We start from the raw sequence: 19142 nt of genomic DNA on the forward strand, positions 1-19142 counted from the left end.
ATTGGATTGATTTCTTGCAACCCGCGCCATCGGCATTGGCCCGCTCACGGCATCTGCGCTCCTATGAGAACGAGGCCGGAGATGGGTTTTTCAGGGTCGACTAGGTAATCAAATGGTTTGTCTACCAGGTCTCGGATCGCACTTAACTGTTTCGACGATCGGGTGGTGGCTAGCCAGCGAGCCTTAATTTGATACCTTGTGCCCGACTCATCTTGTGCGTCATAGCCCTTGGCTGAATTTGCTGCCAGCTTCAGGGCAAGTTTGTTTGAAACCAGCCACTCAGCCACATCGGCTACGGGATTGTTGAAGGACCTAACGATGCCGTGATGGCGGAGCAGATGCAGGACTGATGCATAAGCTGACAACAGGCCGCCAACACCTTGAACGCGCAAATCGTCTGATCGCATTTGTGAGGCCTAACGAATGAATTCAGCGGACCAGCCAGCGCAGCTGGCGCAGGTCCGCTGCATTGAAGGGTTGGCCGGCACTCTGCTCATAGCGAATATTTCGCTGCAAGGTTATGAAGCGGCTGCACCAGCAGAGCCACTAGAACGCAAGTGAGGGTGAGCCACTTGGAGGCTTTCCGATTCTCTGGGGAGCCTTGCATAGCAAGTGCAAGTGCAGCAATCACGGAGACCGTCAAGACCAGTAAGAGAAGAACCCCCAGAATCAATTCGATGACATCTGAAATTCCATAAGGGTCGTTTGGCCCGATGTACATGCGGCTGTACATAGCGAATCGAAATATCAACCCACCGAAAAACAAGGCCGCGGCAGTGAAAGCAAGTGCCGTCGCCAGTCCTGGACGTAGGATTCTCATGCCGGCCAACGTTGGACGTAACGGGCGCCGGAGCGCAGCGGAGGGAACCAAAATGCGTAGCATTTTGGCGTCCCGTTGACGGACTTGTTGGGCGTCATGCGCTTCCAAACCTTCCTACGATGTTTTGGCAAGCCTCGGTTGCAAAGGGTTTGGCCCAGGCTTCAATCCGCTCGAACTCAGGCTGGAACTTCTTCAGTGCCTCCGGTGACCAACGGCTCTGAATATGGTGCGGGGGAAGATGGTCCGACTCTGATGCGATGGCAACGAACGCCATTAGGTCTGAGTCCCCTTCGGGAACGCCAACGCTTTGGCGGAGGCGAGTGATTTGAATTGCCGCCTCAAAGAACGAGAGTTCTTCCGCGAGCACTGCACGGCATAAGGAGACGAGTTGTCGCCGTGCATGCTCTTGCGATTCGTTGAGTGGTGCGCGATCGGGTTTCATGACGCCCAACGTTCGAATTCAGCGGACCAGACAGCGAAGCTGGCGCAGGTCCGCTGCAATGAATGGTTAGCCATCAGCTACGCGACCATAGTAGAGTTCTTTATAGTTATCTGTTCTGCGACAAATCTCAGTAGCGGAAGCTCTTTGCTGAGCGATCTGTCGTCTCTAAACGGAATGTAGCGCGTGCGCTCGGATTCCTTGCTATGAACGATCGAATTTCTCGTTCTGTAGATTCTTGCTGCCAATTGCTTGGCCGTATCGCCGCCCGAAGTTCCAAGGTCTACTTCATCGGCGCCAGCAAACGCGACCTTGGTCGTTGCATAGTAGGGTAAGAGCGAGGCGTCAAACCGGTCGAGATCCGCACGCAATTGTGTGAAGTCCACAAAGCGACTCAGCGTCAGTCGCAACGCCTCCTGCTCTGAAAAGACTACGCGTTCGTTTCGGAGCTGGATTGCCCGCCCGACTTCTTTGATCAGCGCCGATATGTCCTTCTTTCTCTTGTAGGAGAAGTCCGGCTGAGTTAGGCGAGCTTTTACCTTTTCGACTAGATCGTCGCTAAATATCTCTTCAAAGAAATGCTCAGCGACATGATAAAGCGACAGGTACGCCAAAGCGGCGCTCTCGGTAGCCACGGCAAGCTGATAGTGATAAACCAAATCTGGCAAGTACAGTCGCCGAGGAGGATCGATTTCTGTGATTGCAGCCCGCCGCATACCCTCGAGTCTTCCCGTACGAACAAGGTCCTCAAAGCTTTTGAGCGGCACAAGGGCTGCGTCCAAGTTGTATGTGACTTGGAACAAGAATGCGTTTAGATGGCGTTCAAGATCGACAACCGATCGTGGACGCTGGGATTGAATGCGGACAGTCAGAATCCGCGTTGCGCGCCTCAATATGTCGAGAACACTCGATGACTGTTCTTCGGGAATGCGTTCAATGGCGAATCTCGGCGGCACGCGCGAGAGTAGCCGTGGGCGGCCGACGGCCGCTGCGGCCTGCAATAGGAAAAGCGTGTACTCCGGCGATGCCGGCGCGATCATGTACCTCAGACCATTGTCGGGATCGTCAATCTCTGGCGCCTGATCGCGTAGCCGTAAGGGCAAGCTGGAGTACTGTGAAACGTCATTTACTGCGACCTCGTAGGTGGTACCCGAGGTAAGCGATGCACCGTCTCCTGACTCGAAGGCCCCAAGCGCTCGAATTAATGCCAGCAGTGCATCTCGCTCGAGAACAGGCTTGAGGTCTGGCCGGTATCGTGTCAGGTCAAACGTGTACTTGTCAGCGTCGCGAGTGACCTCGCTTCGTAGGAGGTCTGCTATCCACTGCGACCAAAGATCAGTGTCTTGACTTACGAGCACGGCGGCCCTTTCTTCTGATGGCTAACGTTTGAATTCAGCGGACAAGCCAGCGCAGCTGGCGCAGGTCCGCTGCAATGAAAGGTTAGGCGTCAAACGTCATTTCCTCTTTATCATTGCTTGAACGAATGACATTGAATACTCATCTCGATTGAAAACACCCACATCGTGTTCCAGCGTCTCACTTACCGATACGCCCCCAATAGGTTCCCACCCATTTCGCAAAAGATCGCGAACTTTACTCTCTAAAACTTCCACGGATGTTTCAAATACGACCTTGTAATCCATAATTTGACCCTCTTTGTGTAAATTCACGCAACTGCAGATGCTAAATTCTGAAACCTATATGTGACAGCCTGAACGCCTGCCTTCTTTGCAATTCCTTTCAGTGAAATGGAGCGGCGCCCTTCCTTTCCAGATAAATCAAATAATGCTCTTGGGAGCAGGTAAATCAAGGCTGTATCGCTTTCGAAATCAATGTATATCCACGCCAGGATGGCAAACTCATTCGCATTGCTAATGGTTGTCTTTCCCTGCGGCGACCCGGTTGCCTTTATTTCATAAATCGTCTTAGCTTCAGTAACAGCATCGTGAGTACGGTCAAGACCTACTTCTAGCCCAAGTAGAGCTCTGCAAAGCTGCTCCGAAAAGCCAGATGGGATATCTGGAGACTCCCCGAATTTAAACTTCCGATGCAGTTCATAGAGCTTCTTCAAAGCGAAATAGTACTCTCGATATTTCTCTTCCATAATCTCGCGACGCCCTTTGGTCTTTGACGCCTAACTTGGTTTTAGAGCGCGGTGGCGCGGTTTAACACCGCTTGCTGCGGTGTAACACTGCAGCAGGGGCGGTCCAAGAAGTCTTTTGAAATCAGCATCTTGCCTCTTCTTGACTGGATGTGCATACAGTACTAAATTCGCCGCAAAGTAGCGCAGCCAGTTCGCTCAGCCATTGGGGGAGGCGCTGAAGCTGCGGTGGGGGGTAAGTATGCGTCCCGTGCTTCCGCCGTTGAGCAGTTCCACCCGGGGCCAGTTGCGGCTGGTCAGTGGCGCCAGCGGCTCGGCTGCGCTGCCGCCGCTCAAGGCGCCCAGGCTGCTGGATCAGGTGCGCGAGCGCATCCGCAGCTTGCACTACAGCCGCCGTACCGAGCAGGCCTACCTGCACTGGATCCGGGGCTTCATCCGCTTTCACGGCATTCGGCACCCTGCGGAGATGGGCGGGCCGGAAGTCGAGGCCTACTTGAGCTGGCTGGCGGATGCTCGCAGGGTGTCGGCGTCCACGCACCGGCAGGCCTTGGCAGCACTGGTGTTTCTGTACGCCAAGGTGCTGCAACTGCAGTTGCCCTGGTTGAAGGAGCTGGGTCGTCCGCGCCAGCAGCGCCGCTTGCCGGTGGTGCTGAGCACGGGGGAGGTGGCGGCGGTGTTGGCGGGCTTGGAGGCAGAGCTCGGGCTGTTTGGGCGCTTGCTGTATGGCACCGGGATGCGCATCCATGAGGCGGTGAGCTTGCGGGTGAAGGATGTGGACTTCACCCACCGGGCCTTGCTGGTGCGCCAGGGCAAGGGTGGCAAGGATCGGCTCGTCATGCTGCCCGAAGTGCTGGTGCCGGAACTGAAGGCGCAGTTGCGGGCGGCCCATGGGCTGTGGCTGCAGGACGTGCAGCAGGGGCACGCCGGGGTGTTCATGCCGGACGCGCTGGAGCGCAAGTACCCGCGCGCAGGGGCCAGCTGGCCCTGGTTCTGGCTGTTCCCGCAGGCGGAACGTTCGGTTGACCCGGTGGAGGGCGTGGTGCGCCGCCACCACTGGCACGAAGACCGCTTCCAGCGCGCCTTCAAGCGCGCAGTGGCCGCCGCCGGCATCCACAAGCCGGCCACGCCGCACACGCTGCGGCACAGTTTTGCCACGCACCTGCTGCAGAGTGGGTATGACATTCGCACCGTGCAAGAGCTGCTGGGCCACGCGGATGTGGCCACCACCATGATCTACACCCATGTGCTGAAGCTGGGCGGCGGCGCGGTGCGCAGCCCGCTGGATGCGCTGGCGGCGCAGAGCGTGAGCTGAAGGGGCCGGGTGCAGGGCAGGGTGCGGGCCGGCTGGCGGTAGGGCGTGGGGCGGGGCCCCGGCACAGGGTTGAAACTGCGAGCCATGAGCCAACGCCCGCTACCCCTGGATCAACTGCCGCCCCTGCCCGCAGGGGCGCAAGGCCTGGACGCCGCTCAGGTGCAGGCGGAGCGCGCACGGGGCTTCAACGACATCGTGGCGGCGGGCGGCAGTGGCTGGCGCGAGGTGCTGGGCGATTCGCTGCGCGACCCGATGCTCTGGTTCCTGCTGTTCACGGCCGGCCTGTTCGGCCTGCTGGGCCAGCGTGCCGAGGCGCTGACCCTGCTGGCCGCGCTGCTGCCGCTGCTGGGCATGGACGCTTACCTGCACCGCCGCACGCGCGCCTCGTCGGCGGGCCTGGCCAGCCGCCTGGCCAGCAGCGCCCGCGTGCATCGCTCGGGCAACTGGCAGGAGCTGCCGGCGCGCGAGTTGGTGGTGGGTGATCTGGTGGAGGTGGCGCCGGGCGAGTACTTCCCGGCCGATGGCCTGTTGGTGGGCGGCACCGGGCTGCAGGTGGATGAATCCACGCTCACCGGGGAATCCCTGCCGGTGCCGAAGCGCGCGTTCGAAGGGGCTGCGCTACCGGCCAGCGCGGATGAAGCGCTGTGGGCCAGCGCCGGCACGCGCCTGCTCACCGGCAGCGCGCGGCTGCGCGTGCTCTGCATCGGGGCGGACACCCTGTACGGCGAGATCGTGCGCTCGGCCACCGCGGGCAGCCACGCCGCCACGCCGCTGCAGCAGGCCATTGCTGAGCTGGTGCGGGTGCTGCTGGTGCTGGCCTTGCTGCTGTGCGCCCTGCTGGCCGGCCTGCGCCTGTGGCAGGGGCATGGCTGGGTGGATGCGCTGCTGAGTGCCGTCACGCTCGCAGTGGCGGCGCTGCCGGAGGAATTCCCGGTCGTCTACACCTTCTTCCTGGGCGTGGGGGTGTTCCGGCTGGCGCGCCGCAAGGCCCTGGTGCGGCGGGCGGTGGCGGTGGAAAACATCGGGCGCGTGAGCTGCCTGGTGTCCGACAAGACCGGCACGCTGACGGCCGGCAGCCTGGTGCTGGCGCACCGCGTGCCCGCCGCAGGGTTGGGCGAGGCCGCGCTGCTGGAACTGGCCTGCCGCGCCGCGCGCGCCGACAGTGGCGACCCGCTGGACCAGGCGCTGCACCAAGCCCAGGGGCCGCTGCCGGTGGCCGAGAAGCTGGCCGACTTCCCCTTCACCGAGGCGCGCCGGCGCGAAACCCTGGTGTGGCGCCTGACGGACGGCCGCCGCCTGGCCTGCAGCAAGGGCGCCCCGGAGACCGTGCTGGACCTCTGCGCCCTGGGCAGCACCGAGCGCGCCGATTGGCTGGCCCAGGTGGAAGCCTTGGCGCGCGACGGCCACAAGGTGATTGCCTGCGCCCAGCGCGCCCTGGCGCCGGACGAAGACGCTGCCAGTGAAGCCGGCGCGGGCTTGCGCTTCGGCGGCCTGCTGGCCTTTGAAGACCCGGTGCGCGAGGGCGTGCCCGCCGCGGTGGCCGAGTGCCTGGCCGCGGGCATGCGCGTGATCATGGTGACGGGCGACCACCCCACCACGGCCGCGGCGGTGGCGCGCGAAATTGGCCTGGGCGGCGCGGGCGGCACCCCGCCGCGCGTGGCCGTGCTGGCCCCCGGTGCGGACCCCGCAGCCCTGCTGGCCGAGAGGCCCGACGTGGTGGCCCGCGCCACCCCGACGCAGAAGTTCGCCCTGGTGCAGGCCCTGCAGGCGGGTGGCGAGCGCGTGGCGGTGACGGGCGATGGTGTGAACGACGTACCGGCCCTGCGCCTGGCCGACGTGGGCGTGGCCATGGGCGAGCGCGGCACGCGCAGCGCGCGCGAGGTGGCGGCCGTGGTGCTGCTGGACGACCGCTTCCGCACCCTGGTGGACGCGGTGGCCGAGGGCCGCCAGCTGTTCCAGAACCTGCGCCTGGCCTTTGCCTACCTGCTGCTGGTGCACCTGCCGCTGGTGCTGGGGGCGGCGCTGCTGCCCATGCTGGGCCTGCCGCTGCTGTTCCTGCCCATCCACATCGTGTGGCTGGAGCTGGTCATCCACCCCACGGCCATGCTGGCGTTTCAGGCGCAGCCACGCCCCGGAGCGCTGGCACCGGTGTCAGCGGCGGCGGCGCGGGCGCGCTTCTTCACTGCGCCGGTCTGGTGGCACATTGGTCTGCTGGGCGGGCTGCTGAGCCTGGCAGTGATCGGCAGCTACCTGCACGCGCTGGGCGCGGACCGCGATGTGCCCCACGCCCGCGCCATGGCCCTGAGCCTGCTGCTGCTTAGCAGCGCGGCGCTGGCCGCCGGCCTGAGCGGCCTGCGCCAGCCCAGTGCGCGCTGGCTGGTGGCGGGCACGCTCGGCTCCGTGTTCGCGCTCGTGCAGTGGCCCACCAGCAGCCGCCTGCTGGGTCTGAGCCCGTTGCATGGCGCCGACTGGGCGCTGCTCGGTATGGCCTTCGCGCTGACCGTGCTGGCCTCCTGCGCGCTCGCGCGTCGCCTGCAGGACGTGCGCTGAAGCCACCCGGGCGGCTCAACTTTTCTGCAAGCGACGCCCTGTTGCGCCGCCGTGCCGTGGGCTTGCATCTCGCGGCCGTGGTGCCCGCGCGCCGGGGCACATTCGCGCCGCCCGCATCCAACCCGGTCGATCGCGATGAAGCTCAGGCTCCCCAACACATTTGTTCTCTTGTTTGCGCTGCTGGCGCTGATTGCCGCCGCCACCTGGCTGGTGCCCGGGGGTCAGTACGACACCGTGATGGTGGCGGGCAAGAAGGTCGTCGACCCCGACTCCTTCCGCCACATCCCGGCGCAGCCGCAGGGACTGGTGGCACTGCTCACGGCGCCCATCAAGGGCTTTGTGGAGGCGGCGCTCATCATCGGCTTCGTGCTGCTGGTGGGCGGCGCCTTCAATGTGCTGCACAAGACCGAGGCCATCGACGCCATGATCAAGTCGGTGGCCAAGGCGCACAGCCGCTCCGCCCTGGTGCGAGTGGGGCTGATTCCGCTCTTCGTCACCTTGTTCTCGATCGGCGGCGCCACTTTCGGCATGGCCGAGGAGGCGATCCCCTTCGTGCTGATCTTCATCCCGCTGGCGCTGGCCTTGCGCTATGACTCGGTGGTGGGCGTGGCCATCCCCTTCGTGGGCTCGCAGATCGGCTTTGCCACCGCCTTCCTGAACCCGTTCAACGTGGGCATCGCGCAGCAGATTGCCGGCGTGCCGATGTTCTCCGGCCTGGGTTTCCGCTTCCTGTGCTGGGTGGTGTTCACGGCGGTCACCATCGCCTTCCTGATGGTGTACGCCGCGCGCATCAAGGCCGACCCGCGCCGCAGCTTCACCTACGAGCTGGACGAGGAAAAGCGCAAGACCCTGGACCTGGCCGCCTTCGAGGCCTTTACCGGCATGCGGCTCACGCACAAGCTGGTGCTGGCGCTGTTCGCCGGCACGCTGATCGCCATGATCGTGGGCGTGGTGCGCTACCAGTGGTACATCCACGAGATCGCCGCGCTGTTCCTGGTGATGGCGCTGGCCGTGGGCCTAGTGGCGCGGCTGAAGGCGGACGACTGGGTGGCCGCCTTCGTGCAAGGCGCCAAGGACCTGGTGAGCACCGCGCTGGTGATTGCCCTGGCCAAAGCCACGGTGGTGCTGCTGCGCGACGGCCACATCATCGACACCCTGCTGCATGGCCTGGTGCCTTGGGTGCAGAGCAGCTCGGCGATGTTCTCGGCGCAGAAGATGTTCGTGATCCAGTCGGTCATCAACTTCTTCATCCACAGCGGCACCGGCCAGGCGGCGCTGACCATGCCCATCATGGCGCCGCTGGCGGACCTGGTGGGGGTGACGCGCCAGCTCGCCATCCTGGCCTTCCAGTTCGGCGAGCTCAGCACGCCCATCATCCCGACCTCGGGCATCACCGTGGGCGTGCTGGCGCTGGCCGGCATCCCCTACACCACCTGGGTGCGCGCCATGCTGAAGATGCAGGCGGCCTACTTCGCCATCGCGCTGCTGCTGTTGGCGCTGGGCGCGCAGCTGGGCTGGTGAGTCAGGCCGGTTGCGGCGCTCCGCCCAGCCGGCTGCGCAGGTCGTCCAGCAGGGTGCGGGCGGGCAGGGAGAGGGTGCGGTCCTGCCGCCACACCAGCTGCCACTGCCGGCGCAGCGGAAAGCCCTGCACCGGCAGCACCACCAGGCCCTCGCTGGCGGGGTCTTGCGCCAGGGTGTGGCGCGAGAGCACGGCCAGCCCCAGGCCGGCGCGCACCGCGTGCTTGATGGCTTCGTTGCTGCCCAGGGCCATGCGCGCCGGCCACTGAATGCCGTGCTCGGCAAAGGCTTGCTCCGTCACCACGCGCGTGCCGGAGCCGGCCTCGCGCACCAACAGGGGTTCGGCCACCAGATCGGCCAGCTGCAGGCGGCGGCGCCGGGCCAGGCGGTGGTCGGCCGGGGCGATGAGTACCAGCGGGTTCTCCAGGAAGGGCCAGCGCGCCAGCGGCAGGTGGGCGGGCGGCAGCATCATGGCGGCCAGCTCGTCGTCGCCGCGCTCCAGCCGGGCCACCACGGCGTCGCGGTTTTCCACCGCCAGCTCGATGGCAATGCCCGGGTAGGCGCGCGCAAAGGGGCCGAGCAGGTCGGGCAGGAAGTACTCGGTGGTGGTGACGGCGGCAATGCGCAGCCGCCCCTGGCGCAGGCCCTGCAGCGCGGCCACGTCGTCCTCGAACTGCTGCCAGCAGGCGCCGAGCTCGCGCACCGTCTGCGCCAGGCGGCGCCCGGCCGGCGTGGGCACCAGGCCGCGGCCCTGGGGCTCGAACAGGGTCAGGCCCAGGCCCTGGGCCAGTTCGCGCAGCTGGGTGGAGACGGTGGGCTGCGCCAGATGCAGGGCTTCGGCGGCGCGGCCCACGCCCCCTAGGCGCTCCACGGCCTCGAAGCTGCGCAGCTGCGCCAGGCTGATGCGCCAAGGCTTTTCCAGGCCGGGTGGGGTTCGGTAATCCATCAAATAGTCCGATTTGTTGCATCGGAACATATCACTTGATCGGATGAGAGGACATGGCCACCATCGCGCCCCGCCATGCAAAACCTTCTCGATCCCGCCATCCTCTTCTTCGTGTTCGGCCTGCTGGCCGGCGCTGTGCGTTCCAACCTGGAGATTCCCCCGCCGATTGCGCGCTTCCTGTCGCTCTACCTGCTGATGGCCCTGGGCCTGAAGGGCGGTTTCGCCCTGGCCAAGACGGGCTTCACCCCCGAGGTGCTGGTGGGCCTGGGCTGCGCCGTCACGCTGGCCTTTGCCGTGCCCGCCCTGGGCTACGGGCTGCTGCGCCGGCTGCTCTCGCGCTTCGACGCCGCGGCCCTGGCCGCCACCTATGGCTCGGTGAGCGCGGTCACTTTCATCACCGCCGTGCAGCACCTGGAAAACCAGGGCGTGGCCTTCAGCGGCCACATGCCGGCGGCGATGGCGCTGATGGAGTCGCCCGCCATCATCATGGCGGTGCTGCTGGCCAACCACGCGCGTCGCCTGCAGGCCGCGGCACCCGGCGGGGGCGCTCCGCATGGGCTGCGCCAGGTGCTGCACGAATCGCTGACCGACGGCGCGCAGCTGCTGCTGCTCGGGGCCATCGTGGTGGGCTTCCTGACGGGCGAGACCGGCCAGCGCGCCATGCAGCCGTTCTCGGGCGATCTGTTCAAGGGCATGCTGGCCTTCTTCCTGCTGGACATGGGCCTGCTGGCCGCGCGCAACTTCGGGGCGCTGCGCGGCTGTTCACCTTGGCTGCTGGCCTATGCCGTGCTGGGGCCGCTGGTGCACGCCGGCCTGGCGTTGGGCCTGGCCCAGCTGTTCGGGCTTTCGGTGGGGGACACCACCTTGCTGATGGTGCTGGCGGCCAGCGCCTCCTACATCGCCGTGCCGGCGGTGCTGCGGGTGGCCATCCCCGAGGCCAACCCGGCGCTGTACTTCGGCATGTCGCTGGGGCTTACCTTCCCCTTCAACATCCTGCTCGGCATTCCGCTCTACAGCGCGGTGGCTCACCAGCTGAGCTGACGGGCCGCCACATCCATGCGCACCACCGGCCCCAGGGGCAGGGGGCGGTTGGGCTGGCCGTGGCCGCTGGGCCAGCCGGCCAGCACGGGCTTGTTCAGCGGGTGCAGGTGGTCGGCCAGCACGGCGCTGGCGTCGGCCGCCTCGCTGAAGCGGCCGAGCAGGAAGCCAGCCGCGGCGTCCAACTGCCCGGCCAGGCGCAGCTGGGTGAGGTAGCGGTCCACGCGGTAGGGGTCTTCGGAGATGTCTTCGAAGAACAGGATGGCGCCGTCGACGGGGGGCAGGCCATCGGTGGCCAGACCGGAGGCCCAGACCGAGAGGTTGCCGCCCAGCAGCGGCCCGTGCACCACGGGGGCGGGCCGGCTGAGCGGATGCGGCTCGGCCAGGCGCTCGGTCCACTCGGGTTCCAGGCCGCGGCGCAGGGCGGCGGCCAGGGTCTGGCGGTCGGCCTCGCCGCCCGCGGCCAGCCAATCTGAAGCCGGCATCGGCGCATGCCAGCCGGCCAGGCCCTCGCGGTTCCACAGTGCCAGCAGGGTGGTGATGTCGCTGTAGCCGATCAAGGGTTTGGGGTGGGCGCGCAGCAGCGCGCGGTCGATGCCATCCAGCAGGCGCAGGCAGCCATAGCCGCCGCGCAGGCAGAGCAGGGCGTCCACCTCGGGGTCGAGCAGGGCGGCGTGCAGGTCAGACAGGCGCTCGGCGTCCGGCGCGGCCAGGAAGTCGAGGTGGCTCGGGCCGGCGCAGCCGGGGAAGAGCTTGGCGCGGTAGCCCATGGCCTCGATCTGCGCCGGCACCTGTTCCAGCAGGCCGGGTTTGGGCGGCCCTGCGGGGGCGATGACGCCTAGGCAGGCGCCGGCGTCCAGCGGCGGCAGCGGGTTGAAGTCAAACGGCATCGCAGTTCTCCAGACGGTCGCGCATCAGGGCATCCACGGCCGCGCCCAGCTGCGCCAGTTGCTGCGGGCCGGTGGCCAGCGGGTGCCAGGCGTAGCGGCTGCCCAGGTTGCTGAGGAAGGCCACCAGGTAATGCCGGCGTGACGGGGCGATGCCCTGCGCGATGCCGGCATCGGCGGCGTAGTTCTCGGTGTTGCCGATCTTGTGGGCGAAGCGCACTTCACCGGCTTGGGTGAGGGGGCGCAGGTCACCGGGCAGCTCGTACTCGCCGGCCTTCCACCCACCATCGGCCTGCAGCCAGCGCGCGTTCAGGCGGGTGGGCAGGCCCGCAGCCTGGCCCGGCAGGCCGGCCAGGCTGCCGCTGCTCAGCACCGTGTCCAGCCCCTGCTCCTGCAGGCCGCGCAGCACTTCGTCGCGCAGCGCCGGTTGCAGGCGCGGGGCATCGGGCGGCAGCCAGGGCGGGGGCGGGGCCTGCGGGTCCAGCCACCAGAGCAGGCGCACGGTGTCCCAGGCGGTCATCTGGATCTGCCCGACGCCGGCGCCGGCGGCGTTGCCCCAGCCGCCGTCCGGCTTGGTATTCGCCAGTCGCAGCGTCGGCAGGCCGAGTGCGCTGAAAAGTGCGTGCAGTTCGTTGTGCACTTCCGCATCGCCCACACGGCGGATCGCCCCGCAGGCGTGCAGCCAGGCCACGGCGGCGGAGGTGGCGCGGTTGCAGCTCACCGCCAGCATGTCGAACTGCCAATCGCGCAAGGGGCGGCGCTCGCCCTCGAAGCGCCAGTCGTCTTCGTAGCGGCCCCAGCCCAGCTGGCAGCACCAGGCCAGGCCCACGGCCACCATCAGCTTGAGCAGCGAGGCGGGGTAGGGCGCGCGCATCGGCTCGCCCGCACCCCAGAGCGGCGTGGCGGGCAGGGCGCGCCAGTCGCTCTGTGGCCCCCAGGCGATGGAGACGCCTTCGGCATCGCGCACATCGGCCAGGAACTGGATGCCGCGCACGGGGCCGGCGTTGGGTGGCACATCTGCCAGCCAGCCTTCCGGCCGGGTGCGCGAGAACAGCACATTGGCGGCGATGGGCGCCTGGCCCGGGGCGAAGCCCACCACGGCCAGGTCCAGGCTGGGGAAGTGGCGCAGCGGCCCGCCGCCGTCCTGCGGGTCGGCAATCGTGTGCAGCTGCAGTGCCTGCACGGCGGCGCGCAGCGCCTGCGCCAGGTCGGGGTCGTTCATGCGGCCTGCAGTGTCAGGCCGTCCAGGGGCAAGGGGCTGCTGCGGCCCGAGACCAGCTCGGCCAGGATGCGCGCCGAGGCGAACGCAAAGGTGAAGCCCAGCGCGCCATGGCCTACGTTCAGCCACAGGCCGGGCACGGGGCTGGCGCCCAGGATGGGCGCGCCGCCGGGGGTGGCCGGGCGCAGGCCCGTCCAGGGGCGGGCGCGGCTGTAGTCGGCCGCCTGGGGGAACAGCTCGCGCACATGGCGCTGCAGGGCCTGCAGGCGGCGCGGGTCGATCTGCTCGTCCTCGCCCACCAGGTCCACCATGGCCGCCACGCGCAGCTGCTGGCCGATGCGCGCGTACAGGGTCTTGCGCTCGAAGTCGGTGACGCTGACCTCGGGCGCGCGGTGCTCGGGGGCGATGGGGGCGGTGAGGCTGTAGCCCTTCAGCGGGTAGAGCGGCAGTCGAATGCCCAGCGGCGCGGCCAGGGCGCGGCTTTGCAGGCCAGCGGCCAGCACCACGCCATCGGCCTCCAGCACGCCTGCGGCGGTGCGCACGCCGCGCACGCGGCCTTCATTCAGCGCGAAGCCGGTGGCGGCGGTGTTCAGCTGGCCTTCGAAGCGCGGGTGGGCGCGCAGTCGCTCGCCCAGGGCCAGGCACAGGCGCTGGCAGTCGGCCACCGCCTCGCCGGGGGTGAAGATGCCGCCGGCCAGCTGGCTGGCGCCGTCCTGCAGCGCGGGCTCCAGGGCCACGCAGGCGGCGCGGTCCAGTGCCTGCTCGGGGCCGGAACCGTTCAGCCGCGCCTGCACCTGGCGGAACTCCTCGGCACGCCGGTACACCACCAGCTTGCCCGGGCTGCGCAGCTGGATGTCCTGCAGGTCTGCCTGCAGCGCCAGGTCGGCAAAGGCGCGCTGGCTGAAGGCGCCCAGCGCCAGCAGGCGCTCGGTGGTGGCGCGGTTCACGCTGCCGCGGCAGCGCCACAAGAACTGCGCCAGCCAGCTCCACTGCGCCCAGCGGGCCTCGGGGCGGAAATGCAGCGGCCCCTCGGGGTCCATCAGCCAGCGCAGGGCCTTGAGCGGCACGCCCTGGTCGGCCAGGGGCGAGACGTAGCGGTAGCTGAGCTGCCCGCCATTGGCATGGCTGGCGCCCGCGGCCAGCTCGGGCTGCCGCTCCAGCAGGCGCACGCGATGGCCGGCTTCCACCAGGTTCCAGGCGGTGGACAGGCCCACCACGCCCCCTCCGATCACGACCAGCTGCTGCACGCGCACAGGCTCCCTGCTTTTTCAATCAAGACGGCCTGCAGGCTACGAGAAGGCCGCCCGCGCGCCCAATGAAAGCGCAGGCGCCGCCCATAACCGCACCGCATGTCCGAAGCCCATTCCGGGGCATTCCGCAGGGTGGCGGCGACGGGGCCGCTGGCACACTGGCGCGCATGCATCACTTTCAGTCCATCTGCCTGGAAAGCCCGCTGGCCGGCCCGCGTCTGATCGTCACCGGCGCGGTGCATGGCAACGAGGTCTGCGGCACCCAGGCCATCCGCCGCCTGGTGGCGGAGTTCGAGCGCGGCGAGCGCCGGCTCGCGCGCGGCCGTGTCACCTTCGTGCCCATCACCAACCCGCTGGCTTACCAGAAGGGCGAGCGCAATGGCGACCGCAACCTCAACCGCCGCCTGCGCGCTTGCGACCAGCCCAAGGACTTTGAAGACCACATCGCCAACTGGCTGTGCCCGCTGCTGGCCCAGCACGAGGTGCTGCTGGACCTGCACAGCTTCCAGGCCCAGGGCCAACCCTTCGTGATGGTGGGCCCCGAGGACAACGAGGGGGCGCTGCAGCCCTTCCGCCACGCCGCCAAGGAGCTGGCCCTGGCCAAGGTGCTGGGCGTGCAGCGCGGCGTGGACGGCTGGCTGCAAACCTATGCCGAGGGCGTGCACCGCCGCCGCGCCTGGGCGGTTTCGCTGGCGCCCGAAGTGGCCGCCACGGTGGACCTGGACGAGGCCTATGGCGTGGGCACCACCGAGACCATGCGCGCTTTAGGCGGCTGGGCGCTGACGCTGGAATGCGGCCAGCACGCCGACCCGCAGGCGCCTGAGGTGGCCTACCGCGCCATCATTAACACCCTGCTGCACCTGGGCCTCATCGAGGGCGAGGCGCCGCCGGTGCAAAGCATGGCCGGCCTGAGCCTGGTGACGGTGCAGGACAAGGCCCATGCCGACGACCAGTTCGTCAAGCCCTGGGTCAGCTTCGACCGCGTGCGCGCCGGTGAGCTCATCGGGCATCACCAGGACGGCCGCGCCGTGTACGCGCCGCACGACGGCGCCATCGTCTTCCCCAACCCCAAGGCGCGCGCCGGTCAGGAATGGTTCTACCTGGCGCGCGACACCGAGCGCTTCCGCTGAGCGCCCCGATGGACGAACTGGACCGTCAACTGATCGCCCTGCTGCGCAAGGACGCCCGCATGAACGTGGCCGCGCTGGCGGCCAAGCTGGGAGTCTCGCGCGGCACCGTCACCAACCGGCTGCGCAAGCTGGAGGACGATCAGGTCATCGTCGGCTACACGGTGCGGCTCAAGCCCGAGGCCGAGCCCGACTACATCCGCGCCTGGATGGGCGTGCTGGTGGAAGGCAACCAGACCCGCGCCGTCACCGCCGCTTTGCTGGGCGAGCCGGCGGTGGAAAGCCTGCACGACACCAATGGCCGCTGGGACTTGCTGGCCGAGCTGCGCGCGGAATCGATGGCGGAGCTCTCCAAGGTGCTGGAGCGCATCCGCCTGATCAAGGGCATCGCCAACACCGAGACCAACATCCTGCTGGCCACCTTCCGCTGATGCGTCCGGCTTAGTAGCGCCGCGGGCCGCGGTAGTCGCGGTCGTCGTAGCGGTCGAAACGGTCGTACCGATCACCATAGCGATGGGAATGCCCGCGGATCACCACCGCTGGCACCGGAACCCCGACGCGCACTTCCGAATGACCGTAATGGCCACCGCGATGGCCGGGGCTGAGCACGATGCAGCCCGACAGGCTGGTGGCCAGCAGGCCGAGCAGGGTGGCTTGGAACAGGCGGTTCATGGATCCTCCGAGGTCAGAAATGACCGAGGCCTCCACAACGGGAGGCCTCGATTCGGGTTGACCCGGGGGATGTAAAGAACTCAGGCGGCGCGCTTGAGCTGGGCGCGTTGCGAGCCCAGCAGACCGAACAGGTTCTTCGGGTCCGGGTTGTTCGGCACCAGCTCAATCTGTTCACCGATGCCGAACTCGGCCGCGGCGTCGCGCATGAAGCACAGGGCGGCGAAGTCTTCCAAGGCAAATCCGACGGAGTCGAACACCGTCACCTGCTCGGTGCTCACGCGGCCTGCCTTGCGGCCGGCCAGCACTTCCCAGAATTCGGTGACGGGGAAGTCGGCCGGCATCTGCTGCATGTCGCCTTCGATGCGGCTCTGCGGCTCGAATTCGCAGAACACGGCACCCATCTCCAGTACGCCGCGGTGCAGCTCGGTCTTGCCGGGGCAGTCGCCGCCCACGCCATTGATGTGCATGCCGGGCTCGACCATCTCCGGGGTGATGATGGTGGCGTTGGTCTTGTCGGCCGTCACCGTGGTGATGATGTCCACGCCCTTGACGGCCTCGGCGGTGCTGGCGCACACGGTGATCTCCAGGCCTTGGCCCTGCAGATTGGCGGCCAGCTTGGCGCTGGCGGCCGGGTCCACGTCGAACAGGCGCAGTTCACGGATGCCGACGATGTCGCGGAATGCGAGCGCCTGGAACTCCGATTGCGCGCCGTTGCCGATCAAGGCCATCGAGCGGCTGTTCGGGCGCGCCAGCTTCTTGGCAGCCAGGGCCGACATGGCGGCGGTGCGGATGGCGGTGGTCAGCGTCAGCTCGGAAAGGAAGCGCGGCGCGCCGGTCTCCACGTCGGCCAGCAAGCCGAAGGCCATCACGGTGGGCAGGCCGAAGCGGTGGTTCTTGGGGTGGCCGTTGACGTACTTGAAGCTGAACTGCTGGTCGTCGGCGATCGGCATCAGCTCGACCACGCCATCCGCCGAGTGGCAGGCGATCCGGGCGCTCTTGTCAAAGGCTTCCCAGCGCAGGAATTCCTGCTCGATGCGATCCGCGACGCCGACCAGACAGGCGCTGAGACCCTTGCGTTGGATCAGGCGCACCATGTTGGAGACGCTGACGAAGGTCGTGCTCAGGGGGCTGGCGGTGTGGCGGTTGGAGCGCATAGGCGTGGGTGGAAAGCTGCAATGACGTCAGTTTCGTGGGATGCCTTGTCAAACAGAAGTGGAAACTTTGCTGCGTTATGTAGTGCCTGCAGATCTAAATGTCAGTTGAAATTGACGAAATGATCAAAATTAGGGTTGATCCGGGGCCGCCTAAACTCGCCGCCCCAAAGAGGAAGCCACCATGACCACGCCCCGTGAACAAGCCGCCCTGGACCTGCTCGCCACCCTGATCGACCCCGGTACCGGCCAAAGCTGGAGTACCAGCAAGCAGGTCAAGGGCGTGCACGAGCGGGCGGGCCGCCTGCGGGTGGAGGTCGAACTGAGCTACCCCGCGGCCAGCCAGCATGCCGCCATCGCCAGCGAACTGAAGCAGGCGCTGGGCGCCGACGAGGTCCACGTCACCCAGCGCATCGTGGCCCATGCGGTGCAACGCGGGCTGCAGCCGCTGCCGGGCGTCAAGAACCTGATTGCCGTGGCCTCGGGCAAGGGTGGGGTGGGCAAGAGCACCACCGCCGCCAACCTGGCGCTGGCCTTGCATGCCGAGGGCGCGCGCGTGGGCCTGCTGGACGCCGACATCTACGGCCCCAGCGTGCCCATGATGATGGGCGCGCACGGCCGCCCCGAGAGCACGGATGGCAAGACCATGAGCCCGCTGGTGAGCCACGGTGTGCAGCTGATGTCGATCGGCTTCCTGGTGGACGAAGACCAGGCCATGGTCTGGCGTGGCCCGATGGCCACCGGCGCGCTGGAGCAGTTGCTGCGCCAGACCAACTGGGACGACCTGGACTACCTGGTGGTGGACCTGCCGCCGGGCACCGGCGACATCCAGCTGACCCTGGCCCAGCGCGTGCCGGTGACCGGCGCGCTGATCGTCAGCACCCCGCAGGACATCGCGCTGATCGACGCCAAGAAGGCCGTGCGCATGTTCGAGAAGGTGGGCGTGCCCATGCTCGGCTTGGTGGAGAACATGGCGGTGTACTGCTGCCCGAACTGCGGCCATACCGAACACATCTTCGGGGCCGATGGCGGCAAGGCCATGGCGGAACAGTTCGGCCTGGCCTACCTGGGGGCGCTGCCGCTGCAGCGCTCGATCCGCGAGCAGAGCGACGCCGGCACGCCGCCGGTGGTGGCCGAGCCCGAGGGCGCGATAGCCGGCCTTTACAAGGCGCTGGCGCGCCAGGTGGCGGTGGCGGTGGGCAAGCTGGGCAAGGACTACTCGGCCAAGTTCCCGACCATCACGATCTCGAAATCGACCTGATCAAAGCTTGATCTGAAAGCGCTCGGCAAAGGCCTGGGCGTGGCGGCTGCGGCCCAGGTCGCCCATCACCTGATAGGCGAAGAACAGCGCGTCCTGCAGTTCCTCCGCCGTCTTGCTGCGTTCAATGCGCAGGGCCAGATGGTCGCCCTGGGGCCCGAGCGCCTCGGTCACGGCGTGGGCCGCTTCCAGGCGCTTTTGCAGCGGATCGGCTGCGGGGGGCGGCGGCGCAGGGGTGGGCGCAGCCGGTGCCGGTGCCGCCGCCTCGTTGGCGACAAAGCCTTCTTGCAGCAGGCGGTCCAGCTCCTGGGCCAGCGCCGGGGGCATCAGGGCGCGCAGTTCGGCTTCGCTGCGCTTGCCGTCAATCATCAGCAGCACCGAACGGGCCGCCTGGCGCAGGCCATGGGTGCGCGTGGCGACTTCCTGTCGCCCCTTCTCGGTCTTTTGCAGCATGGACAGTGGGCGGCCTGGGACTCAGCGGGAATGGGCCAGATCGCGCAGGCGGCGCGGGCCGGCGTCACGTTCCACCTCGGCCCAGCACTGCTGCGCCCAACCCAGGCGGTGCAGGCCCTGCAGGCCCACGAACATCGGCGCCAGCAGCCAGCCCGCCAGACCCATGGCCGGGCGGCGCCCTTCATACCAGTGGCCCACCGACTGCAGCAGCAGGCCGGAGGTGGTGAAGGCCAGCGCCCAGCCCAGGTCGGAGAGGTCGCGCAGCAGCAGGCCCAGGCCCATCAGCACCATGGGCACGCCCCAGCAGTGCAGGGCGATGTTGCGGGGGTCGCGGTGGGCGGCGGCAAAACGCGTCATGGACGCTTGGGCGATGCAGTGCATGGTGGCCTCTCGGGGCGAAG

General features: G+C 67.4%; 19 protein-coding genes. 7 read left to right on the forward strand and 12 right to left on the reverse strand.

The window, feature by feature from the left end:
* Window positions 1-44: 44 nt before the first annotated feature.
* The 4 genes from ACE3QP_RS14805 to ACE3QP_RS14820 form a co-directional block, all read right to left on the reverse strand.
* Window positions 45-407, reverse strand: a complete 363-nt coding sequence (locus ACE3QP_RS14805) for a hypothetical protein (protein ID WP_374437231.1) — start codon at window positions 405-407, stop codon at window positions 45-47.
* A gap of 507 nt (window positions 408-914) precedes the next feature.
* Window positions 915-1262, reverse strand: coding sequence for a DUF2489 domain-containing protein (locus ACE3QP_RS14810; protein WP_374437232.1), 348 nt, complete (start codon window positions 1260-1262; stop codon window positions 915-917).
* A gap of 77 nt (window positions 1263-1339) precedes the next feature.
* Window positions 1340-2299: a hypothetical protein gene (locus tag ACE3QP_RS14815; RefSeq protein WP_374437234.1), complete on the reverse strand. Its 960-nt coding sequence runs from the start codon at window positions 2297-2299 to the stop codon at window positions 1340-1342.
* 626 nt (window positions 2300-2925) lie between these two features.
* Complete coding sequence (locus tag ACE3QP_RS14820) at window positions 2926-3363, reverse strand: hypothetical protein (RefSeq protein WP_374437236.1); 438 nt, start codon at window positions 3361-3363, stop codon at window positions 2926-2928.
* 289 nt (window positions 3364-3652) lie between these two features.
* Here ACE3QP_RS14820 and ACE3QP_RS14825 point away from each other — a divergent pair, with 289 nt between their 5' ends.
* The 3 genes from ACE3QP_RS14825 to ACE3QP_RS14835 all read left to right on the forward strand — a co-directional run bounded on the left by ACE3QP_RS14825 (window position 3653) and on the right by ACE3QP_RS14835 (window position 8743).
* Entirely contained in the window at window positions 3653-4672 is a 1020-nt protein-coding gene (locus tag ACE3QP_RS14825; protein WP_374437328.1) for an integron integrase, read from the forward strand.
* 84 nt (window positions 4673-4756) lie between these two features.
* Complete coding sequence (locus ACE3QP_RS14830) at window positions 4757-7222, forward strand: cation-translocating P-type ATPase (RefSeq protein WP_374437238.1); 2466 nt, start codon at window positions 4757-4759, stop codon at window positions 7220-7222.
* Between the two features lie 135 nt (window positions 7223-7357).
* Window positions 7358-8743, forward strand: a complete 1386-nt coding sequence (locus tag ACE3QP_RS14835; RefSeq protein WP_374437239.1) for a YfcC family protein — start codon at window positions 7358-7360, stop codon at window positions 8741-8743.
* A gap of 1 nt (window position 8744) precedes the next feature.
* On the opposite strand, the gene ACE3QP_RS14840 is transcribed toward ACE3QP_RS14835, so the two are convergent.
* On the reverse strand, window positions 8745-9686 hold the full coding sequence (locus ACE3QP_RS14840; protein ID WP_374437240.1) for a LysR family transcriptional regulator: 942 nt from the start codon (window positions 9684-9686) through the stop codon (window positions 8745-8747).
* A gap of 75 nt (window positions 9687-9761) precedes the next feature.
* Here ACE3QP_RS14840 and ACE3QP_RS14845 point away from each other — a divergent pair, with 75 nt between their 5' ends.
* Window positions 9762-10727 carry a sodium-dependent bicarbonate transport family permease gene (locus tag ACE3QP_RS14845; RefSeq protein ID WP_374437242.1) on the forward strand — a complete coding sequence of 322 codons (966 nt, stop codon included), beginning with the start codon at window positions 9762-9764 and terminating at the stop codon, window positions 10725-10727.
* Here the strand turns inward: ACE3QP_RS14845 and ACE3QP_RS14850 are convergent.
* From ACE3QP_RS14850 to ACE3QP_RS14860, 3 genes are read right to left on the reverse strand one after another with little or no spacing between them, the layout of a single operon-like run.
* Window positions 10712-11614, reverse strand: a complete 903-nt coding sequence (locus tag ACE3QP_RS14850) for an LD-carboxypeptidase (protein WP_374437244.1) — start codon at window positions 11612-11614, stop codon at window positions 10712-10714. The genes ACE3QP_RS14845 and ACE3QP_RS14850 overlap by 16 nt on opposite strands.
* Window positions 11604-12833, reverse strand: a complete 1230-nt coding sequence (locus ACE3QP_RS14855) for a hypothetical protein (RefSeq protein WP_374437245.1) — start codon at window positions 12831-12833, stop codon at window positions 11604-11606. The genes ACE3QP_RS14850 and ACE3QP_RS14855 overlap by 11 nt, the downstream gene beginning before the upstream one ends.
* Window positions 12830-14077 carry a D-amino acid dehydrogenase gene (locus ACE3QP_RS14860; RefSeq protein ID WP_374437247.1) on the reverse strand — a complete coding sequence of 416 codons (1248 nt, stop codon included), beginning with the start codon at window positions 14075-14077 and terminating at the stop codon, window positions 12830-12832. The genes ACE3QP_RS14855 and ACE3QP_RS14860 overlap by 4 nt, the downstream gene beginning before the upstream one ends.
* Window positions 14078-14247: 170 nt before the next feature.
* On the opposite strand from ACE3QP_RS14860, the gene ACE3QP_RS14865 reads away from it, so the two are divergent.
* Both ACE3QP_RS14865 and ACE3QP_RS14870 read left to right on the forward strand, forming a co-directional pair.
* Window positions 14248-15210 (forward strand): succinylglutamate desuccinylase/aspartoacylase family protein, encoded by a 963-nt coding sequence (locus tag ACE3QP_RS14865; protein WP_374437248.1) that lies wholly within the window; start codon window positions 14248-14250, stop codon window positions 15208-15210.
* 8 nt (window positions 15211-15218) lie between these two features.
* A complete protein-coding gene (locus ACE3QP_RS14870; protein ID WP_374437250.1) occupies window positions 15219-15638 on the forward strand; it encodes an Lrp/AsnC family transcriptional regulator in 420 nt (139 codons plus the stop codon).
* A gap of 10 nt (window positions 15639-15648) precedes the next feature.
* Here the strand turns inward: ACE3QP_RS14870 and ACE3QP_RS14875 are convergent, their stop codons facing one another.
* The gene (locus tag ACE3QP_RS14875; RefSeq protein WP_374437251.1) at window positions 15649-15879 is read right to left on the reverse strand and encodes a hypothetical protein; all 231 of its coding nucleotides are present in this window, start codon (window positions 15877-15879) and stop codon (window positions 15649-15651) included.
* 80 nt (window positions 15880-15959) lie between these two features.
* Window positions 15960-17033, reverse strand: a complete 1074-nt coding sequence (locus ACE3QP_RS14880) for an ornithine cyclodeaminase (RefSeq protein WP_374437252.1) — start codon at window positions 17031-17033, stop codon at window positions 15960-15962.
* 181 nt (window positions 17034-17214) lie between these two features.
* Between ACE3QP_RS14880 and apbC the strand changes: the two genes are divergently transcribed.
* Window positions 17215-18291 (forward strand): iron-sulfur cluster carrier protein ApbC, encoded by a 1077-nt coding sequence (apbC, locus tag ACE3QP_RS14885; protein WP_374437254.1) that lies wholly within the window; start codon window positions 17215-17217, stop codon window positions 18289-18291.
* Here apbC and ACE3QP_RS14890 read toward each other — a convergent pair whose 3' ends face one another.
* Window positions 18292-18741: a hypothetical protein gene (locus tag ACE3QP_RS14890; protein WP_374437255.1), complete on the reverse strand. Its 450-nt coding sequence runs from the start codon at window positions 18739-18741 to the stop codon at window positions 18292-18294.
* Between the two features lie 21 nt (window positions 18742-18762).
* On the reverse strand, window positions 18763-19098 hold the full coding sequence (locus tag ACE3QP_RS14895; RefSeq protein ID WP_198112525.1) for an Mpo1-like protein: 336 nt from the start codon (window positions 19096-19098) through the stop codon (window positions 18763-18765).
* Between the last annotated feature and the right edge of the window lie 44 nt (window positions 19099-19142).

Origin of the sequence: Inhella sp. (assembly GCF_041912635.1) — a bacterium.
In the GTDB taxonomy this organism is placed as follows: domain Bacteria; phylum Pseudomonadota; class Gammaproteobacteria; order Burkholderiales; family Burkholderiaceae_C; genus Inhella.